Source organism: Stenotrophomonas sp. PS02289 (genome assembly GCF_029960115.1).
Taxonomy (GTDB): Bacteria; Pseudomonadota; Gammaproteobacteria; order Xanthomonadales; family Xanthomonadaceae; genus Stenotrophomonas.
Genome location: NZ_JASCOZ010000195.1, coordinates 1 through 7,472, shown reverse-complemented (window position 1 = coordinate 7,472; position 7,472 = coordinate 1). Strand labels below are relative to the sequence as shown.

At 66.4% G+C, this 7,472-nt stretch carries 5 protein-coding genes; 2 read left to right on the top strand and 3 right to left on the bottom strand.

What is annotated here, in order from left to right:
* Positions 1-153 precede the first annotated feature (153 nt).
* The 3 genes from QMX83_RS18820 to QMX83_RS18810 all read right to left on the bottom strand — a co-directional run bounded on the left by QMX83_RS18820 (position 154) and on the right by QMX83_RS18810 (position 2,992).
* Positions 154-1,518 (bottom strand): TolC family outer membrane protein, encoded by a 1,365-nt coding sequence (locus QMX83_RS18820; protein ID WP_282298169.1) that lies wholly within the window; start codon positions 1,516-1,518, stop codon positions 154-156.
* Between the two features lie 16 nt (positions 1,519-1,534).
* Complete coding sequence (locus QMX83_RS18815; protein ID WP_282298168.1) at positions 1,535-2,182, bottom strand: protein-L-isoaspartate O-methyltransferase; 648 nt, start codon at positions 2,180-2,182, stop codon at positions 1,535-1,537.
* Between the two features lie 144 nt (positions 2,183-2,326).
* Positions 2,327-2,992 (bottom strand): TetR/AcrR family transcriptional regulator, encoded by a 666-nt coding sequence (locus tag QMX83_RS18810; protein ID WP_282298167.1) that lies wholly within the window; start codon positions 2,990-2,992, stop codon positions 2,327-2,329.
* A 124-nt stretch (positions 2,993-3,116) separates the two neighbouring features.
* Here QMX83_RS18810 and QMX83_RS18805 point away from each other — a divergent pair, with 124 nt between their 5' ends.
* On the top strand, positions 3,117-4,250 hold the full coding sequence (locus QMX83_RS18805; protein WP_282298166.1) for an efflux RND transporter periplasmic adaptor subunit: 1,134 nt from the start codon (positions 3,117-3,119) through the stop codon (positions 4,248-4,250).
* A gap of 4 nt (positions 4,251-4,254) precedes the next feature.
* Positions 4,255-7,413: an efflux RND transporter permease subunit gene (locus tag QMX83_RS18800; RefSeq protein WP_282298165.1), complete on the top strand. Its 3,159-nt coding sequence runs from the start codon at positions 4,255-4,257 to the stop codon at positions 7,411-7,413.
* Positions 7,414-7,472 lie beyond the last annotated feature (59 nt).

Below are 7,472 nucleotides of genomic sequence, written 5' to 3'. Positions count from 1 at the left end.
CAGCTTCTACAAATGACGCGCAGCCACGCAGGGCGTGGCTCTACGGCTCATTCGACGTAGAGCCACGCCCTGCGTGGCTGCGCAGTAGCCGAACGCCACAGACAAAAAAGCCACCCTTGCGGGTGGCTTTTTCGTTCCAGCGTTACACCGCGATCAGTTGTTGGCCGTGGTGCTCGGCGTGGCGGCCTGCTGGGTCAGCAGGCGGTTGATGTCCTGCAGTTCGGCGATGTCGAGCACGCCGACCGCCTGACCCAGCTGCAGGCGACGCTGCAGGAAGGTGTAGCGGGCGTTGGCGTATTCGAGCTGCGCCGAGAACAGGATGCGCTGGTTCTGGATCACGTCCAGCACGGTGCGGGTACCCACTTCCAGGCCGACCTGCGACGCGTCGTACGCGCTCTGCGCGGAGACCACGGCCAGGCGACGTGCTTCCACTTCGCTGATGCCGGCCACCAGCGACTGGTAGGCGTTGCGGGTGTTGCGGTCGAGGGCGCGCTTCTGCTGCTCGTAGCCGTCCTGGGCGATGTCGCGCTGGGCCAGGGCTTGGCGCACGCCGGACTGGGTGGCACCGCCGGAGAAGATCGGCACGCTCAGGGTCAGGCCGATGCTGTTGGTGCGCTGATCCGGGCTGAAGTTGCTGCCCGAACCGACCACGTCACCCCAGCTGGCCGACCGACCGGCGCTGGCACCCAGATTGAGGGTGGGGTAGTGCGCGCCACGGGCGGCCGACACCGAGGATTCCGCGGCGCTGACCTTCAGTTCCGACGCCTTCAGCGCCGGGTTCTGTTCGACGGCCTTGGTCACCAGGGCATCGACGGTGGCGTACTGCGCCGGCAGTTCCGGACGGAAGTCTTCTGGCAGTGCCTTGAGGTCGGTGACCGGCTGGCCGGTCAGCTCGGTCAGCGCCTGGTAGGCGTCGGCCAGGGTGTTCTGCGCGATGATCGTGTTGGCACGGGCCTGGTCGTACTGCGCGCGGGCTTCATGCACGTCGGTGATCGGGGCCAGGCCCACTTCCAGGCGCTTGTCAGCGAAGTCGAACTGCTTCTTGGCAGCGGCTTCGTTGGTCTGCGCGGCGGACAGCGATTCAATGCCCACCAGCACGTTGAAGTACGCAGCCGAGGTGCGCACGATCAGATCGTCGTTGGCCGAATCCAGGGTGAAGTCAGCGGCCTTGCTCAACTCGCGCTGCGATTTGAGGTTGGCGAACTGCGTCCAGTTGAACAGCGTCTGCGACCCCTCAAGCGTGTAGTTGCGGCTCTTGGTGGTGAACGCGGTGGTGTCCACGTCGTGGTTCGGCGTGGTGCGGTTGCGACCCAGCGTGGCCTGGCCGTTGATCTGCGGCAGCAGCGCGGCGCGGGCCTGGACGGCACCTTCCTTGTCGAACAGACGGGTGGACTCTGCCGCGGCCAGCTGCGGATCGCCGTTGCGCGCCATTTCGTAGACCTGCAGCAGGTCGGCGGCAGAGGCGGTCATCGGCAGCAGTGCGGCGGCCAGCGCAAGTGCGAGGGATCGGCGGATCATTGCGGCTTCCTTGGACTCAGAGTTGGAACTGGGGTGCCGGGGCGGCACCGCGCAGGTATTCAATATCGGTTTCAAACAGCGATTCGGTGCTGCCGTCGGCCTTCACCAGCACCGCTTCCATCACCGGCGAGGTACCGCGGATCACGAACAGGCGACCACCCGGACGCAGCAGCGAGACGAAGTGTGACGGAATGGTATCGACCGCCGCGGTCACCACGACGACATCAAAACGACGTTCGGTGGTCCAGTTCAGGGCGTCGGCGGTTTCAATGCGCACGTTGGTGCCCAGACCGGTGCGGTCGAGGTTGGCGCGCGCGCTGCTGGCCAGCTCCGGCTGGATCTCCAGGCTGAGCACTTCGCGGGCCAGGGCGCCGATGCAGGCGCTGAGGTAGCCGCTGCCGGTGCCGATTTCCAGCACTTCGTCACCCGGCTGCAGATCCAGCGCCTGCAGGGTGCGGCCTTCAATCACCGGCTTCATCATCTTGTGGCCGAAACCGAGCGGCAGTTCCACGTCGGTGTAGGCCAGCTTCTGGTGCGTTTCAGCGACGAACGCCTCCCGCGGCAGGCGTGCCAGAACATCGAGCACACGGATGTCCAGCACGTCCCAGGGACGGATCTGCTGTTCAACCATCAGTTCGCGGGCGTGGGCGTAATCGATCGTCATGAGGTTCTAATCCAGCGCAGTGGGCCGGCCATTTTACCGGTGCCGGGAGCCGGCGGCGCGATCAAAGCATCGCTGCCGACATGTGGGAGACGCAGTGCCGGAAGTCACCGCGACCTCCGGTCCATTCAGGTTGTGAAAGCAGGGCTAGCGGCGGGTAGCGTACGCCCTCAGGAAGAAGTCGACGCTGGCGTGCAGATGGGCATCGGCATCGCACTCGGCCGGGGCCGGGCGCATGCCGCACATCATATGCGTATGCAGCTCGCCCTTGATCAGGGTGAAGAACTGCAGGGCCGCGGTCTGGAAGTCGGAAATCTCCAGTTCGCCGCGGGCGGTGCGGCCCCGCAGGAACTCGGCCAGGGCCGCGCTGGTGCGCTGCGGGCCGGCCACCCAGAACATCTCGCGGATCCGGTCGTCGGTGTCCGGGGCCATCATCACCCGCTGCACGGCGACCGCCGCCGGCGAGGTGATCATCGCGAAGAACGCCCGGCCGATCCCGAGCAGTTGTTCACGCAGCGGCCCTTCGGCATCCGTTACAAACAGGGCGTCGGGCAGCATTTCCATGCAGGTGGACTGAACAGCTTCGGTGAACAGGGTCTCTTTGTCGCCGAAATGGCTGTAAACGGTCAGCTTGGACACGCCCGCCTGGGCGGCGATGCTGTCCATGCTGACGCCGGTGTAGCCCTGCTCGACAAACAGCGCCTTGGCGGCGTCGAGGATCGCGGCCCGCTTGCCCAGGTCCTTCGGACGTCCGGGTCCGGCGGCCTTGGCAGAGGGCTTGGGCGGCGCAGAGGAAGAGGTCGGATCGGTCATTGATTGAATACTAGACCAATCGGTTCGATATTTATATTATACCGGTCGGTTCAATAATTTCGATGCCGATATAGAGTGTCTCGTCGGTGTCGCTTCCCCCGGTTTCTTCAAGGTCCAGGACCTCATGAACAACTTGCGATGGATGGGCGGTAGTCTGCTGGCGTTGATGCTGGCGGCATGTGGCAAGCAGGACGCGGAACCGGCAGCGCCCCTGCCGGTGCTGGTGGTGCAGCCGGGCACGGTGGCCGGCCAGGAACTGGCGGCCTACCCGGGCGAGGTGCATGCCCGTGAGGAAAGCCCGCTGTCGTTCCAGGTCGGTGGGCACCTGATCCGCCGCCATGTCGACGCCGGCCAACGTGTGCGCAAGGGCGATGTGCTGGCGGAGCTGGATGTCTCCGACTATGCCGCGCAAGCCAGCGCCAGCCAGGCCCAGCTCGCCGCTGCCGAAGCCGACCTGGTGCGCGCCCGCGATGACCAGAAGCGCTACGCCAAGCTGGCCGAGCAGCAACTGGTCAGCCAGTCCACGCTGGACGCGCAGACCGCCGCCTTCAAGGCCGCGCAGGGCCAGGCCAATGCCGCCCGCGCCAACCTCGCGGTCGCCCGCAACCAGGCCGCCTACGCGCAGCTGCGCGCGCCGGTCGACGGTGTGATTGCCAGCCGCCAGGCCGAAGCCGGCCAGGTGGTCAGCGCCGGGCAGACCATCTTCACTCTCGCCGCTGACGGCGGCCGCGAAGTGTTGATCGCGCTGCCGGAAAGCCACATCCGCGACTACAAAGTCGGCCAGGACGTGCAGGTGGAACTTTGGAATACGCCGGGCCAGCTGCTGCCGGGTTCGATCCGCGAAATCGCGCCGGCCGCTGATGCGCAGACCCGCACCTATGCGGCGCGGGTCAGCCTGGCCGAGGAAGCGCTGAAGGACGTTGAACTGGGCCAGAGCGCACGGGTGTTCGCCGGTGCCGGCCGTAGTGGCACCCTGCAGTTGCCGCTGGGCGCGGTGCAGCGCGGGGCTGACGGCAAGGCCAGCGTGTGGGTGGTCAATCCGGGCAACGGCGCGCTGAAGGCGACCCCGGTGACCGTGGGGGCGTATGGCCCCGAATCGGTGCCGGTGCTGAGCGGCGTGGCCGCGCAGGACTGGGTGGTGGCCGCGGGCGGGCATCTGCTGCGCGACGGCCAGGTGGTTGCACCGGTGGACCGCCAGAACCGTCCGCTGCTGAAGCCGGCCGCGAAGCCGGCACCTGCCGCGGCCAAGGGGAACTGAGCCCGTGCGCCGCTTCAATCTTTCCGAATGGGCGCTGGGCAACCGGCCCCTGGTGCTGTTTGCGATGCTGGCCTTCGCCATCATTGGCGCGTGGTCGTACAAGCACCTGGGGCAGTCCGAAGATCCGCCGTTCACCTTCAAGGTGATGGTGGTACGCACGCAGTGGCCGGGAGCCACCGCGGAACAGGTCTCGCGCCAGGTCACCGAGCCGATCGAGAAGGCCCTGCTCAACACCGGGCAGTACGAGTTCATCCGCTCGTACTCGCGTCCGGGCGAGTCGCAGGTGATCTTCGCGGCCAAGGACAGCCTGCGCTCCAAGGCCATTCCGGACCTGTGGTACCAGGTCCGCAAGCGCGTGGGCGACATCAAGCCGACGCTGCCGCGCGAGATCGTCGGGCCGTTCTTCAACGATGAGTTCGGCGACACCTTCGGCAACATCTACGCACTCACCGGGCAGGGCTTCGACTACGCAGTGATGCGCGACTACGCCGACCGCCTCCAGCTGGAACTGCAGCGGGTGCCGGACGTGGGCAAGATCGAGCTGGAAGGACTGCAGGACGAGAAGGTCTGGATCGAGCTGTCCAACACCAAGCTGGCCACGCTGGGCGTTTCGCTGCAGCAGGTGCAGCAGGCGCTGGCCGACCAGAACGTGATGGCCGCGACCAGCTTCTTCGAGACCCCCACCGACCGCGTGCAGCTGCGCGTGACCGGGCAGTTCCAGAGCGTGGACGACATCCGTCGCTTCCCGATCCAGGCCGGTGAACGCACAGTGCACCTGGGCGATATCGCCGAGGTGAAGCGCGGCTTCGCCGATCCCGCGTCGCCGAAGATGCGTTTCATGGGCGAGGACGCGATCGGCATCGCGGTGGCGATGAAGGACGGCGGTGACATCCTCAAGCTGGGTTCCACCCTGGACGCCGAGTTCAAGCGCCTGCAGAAGACGCTGCCGGCGGGCATGCAGCTGCGCAAGGTTTCCGACCAGCCGCATGCGGTGAAGGAGTCTGTCGGCGAGTTCGTGCAGGTGCTGACCGAGGCGGTGGTGATCGTGCTGCTGGTCAGCTTCTTCTCGCTGGGCCTGCGTACCGGCCTGGTGGTCGGCGTGACCATTCCGCTGGTGCTGGCGATGACCTTCTTCGTCATGCACTACTTCGGCATCGGCCTGCACAAGATCTCACTCGGCGCGCTGGTACTGGCGCTGGGCCTGCTCGTGGACGACGCGATCATCGCGGTGGAAATGATGGCCACCAAGATGGAGCAGGGCTACGACCGCCTGCGTGCGGCCAGCTTCGCCTGGGAGTCCACCGCGTTCCCGATGCTGACCGGCACGCTGATCACCGCAGCGGGCTTCCTGCCGATCGCCACCGCGGCCTCGAGCACCGGTGAGTACACGCGCTCGCTGTTCCAGGTGGTGACCATTGCGCTGGTGGTGTCGTGGATCGCCGCGGTGCTGTTCATTCCCTACCTGGGCGACAAGATGTTGCCGGACCTGTTCAATCCGCAGCCGCCCAAGCCGGATAGCCTGGCCGGGCGCTGGCTGGCGCGCCGGCAAGCATGGGCGGACCGTCATCCGGCGCTGGGCCGTTTTATCGTGCCCAAGCAGCACGGCCACGACCATGATCCGTACCAGCGGCCGTTCTACACCCGCTTCCGCCGCTTCCTCGACATGTGCCTGCGCCACCGCTGGTGGGTGATTGCCGCCACCATCGCGCTGTTCGTGTTCTCGCTGCTGATGTTCCGCTTCGTGCCGCAGCAGTTCTTCCCGGACTCGACCCGGCCGGAGCTGATGGTGGACATCGAACTGGCCGAAGGTGCGTCGCTGCAGGCGACCCAGGCGCAGGCGACCAAGCTGGAAAAGCTGCTGAAGGGACGCGAGGGCATCCAGAACTACGTGGCCTACGTGGGCACCGGTTCGCCGCGTTTCTATCTGCCGCTGGACCAGCAGCTGCCGGCGACCAACTTCTCCCAGTTCGTGGTGCTGACGGAAAATGCGGAAGCACGTGAAGCGACCCGCGACTGGTTGCTGAAGGACGTCATCCCGCAGTTCCCGGACGTGCAGATGCGCGTGACCCGGTTGGAGAACGGTCCGCCGGTGGGCTACCCGGTGCAGTTGCGCGTTTCCGGCGAGCACATCGCGCAGGTGCAGGCGATCGCGCGCCAGGTGGAAGCCAAGGTGCGCGAGAACCCGCACGTCATCAACGTCAACCTGGACTGGAGCGAGCCGAGCAAGGTGGTGCGGCTGGTGATCGACCAGGACCGTGCACGCGCGCTGGGGATCACCAGTGCACAGGTGAGTCAGCTGCTGGGCACGTCATTGTCGGGCACCAGCGTGAGCACCTACCGCGAGGGCAATCGGCTGATCGAAATGCTGCTGCGCGGGCCGGAGAACGAGCGGATCCGGCTGGACATGCTGGGCAGTCTGGCGATTCCCACGGCGAGCGGCACCTCGGTCACGCTCTCGCAGGTGGCACGCCTGGAGTACGTGTTCGAAGACGGCATCATCTGGCACCGCAACCGTCTGCCGACGGTGACCGTGCGTGCGGACATCGGAGATGGCAGCCAGGCACTGGACGTGGTGCAGCAGATCGTGCCGACGCTGGATGGCATCCGCGCCGAGCTGCCGCACGGCTATCTGCTGGAGACCGGCGGTACGGTGGAAGATTCGGCGCGTGGCCAGGACTCGATCAAGGCCGGCATGCCGCTGTTCCTGATCGTGGTGGCGACGCTGCTGATGCTGCAGTTGCGCAGCTTCTCGCGTGCCGCAATGGTGCTGGTGACCGCACCGCTGGGCATCATCGGCGCGACGCTGTTCCTGCTGCTGTTCCGTGCACCGTTCGGCTTCGTGGCCTTGCTGGGCACGATCGCGCTGGCGGGCATGATCATGCGCAACTCGGTGATCCTGATCGACCAGATCCAACAGGACATCGATGCCGGGCATGACCGCTGGCACGCGATCATCGATGCGACGGTGCGACGTTTCCGCCCCATTGTGCTGACCGCGCTGGCGGCGGTGTTGGCGATGATCCCGCTGTCACGCAGTGCGTTCTACGGCTCGATGGCGATCTCGATCATGGGTGGCTTGATCGTCGGTACCGTGCTGACCCTGGTGTTCCTGCCAGCGCTGTACGCGGCGTGGTTCCGGGTGAAACCTGGCGAGGCCCGATAGGGCGTCGTCAGGTCGGTAGCGCCGGCCGTTGGCCGGCCCAAGGAGTCCGTGGGCCGGCC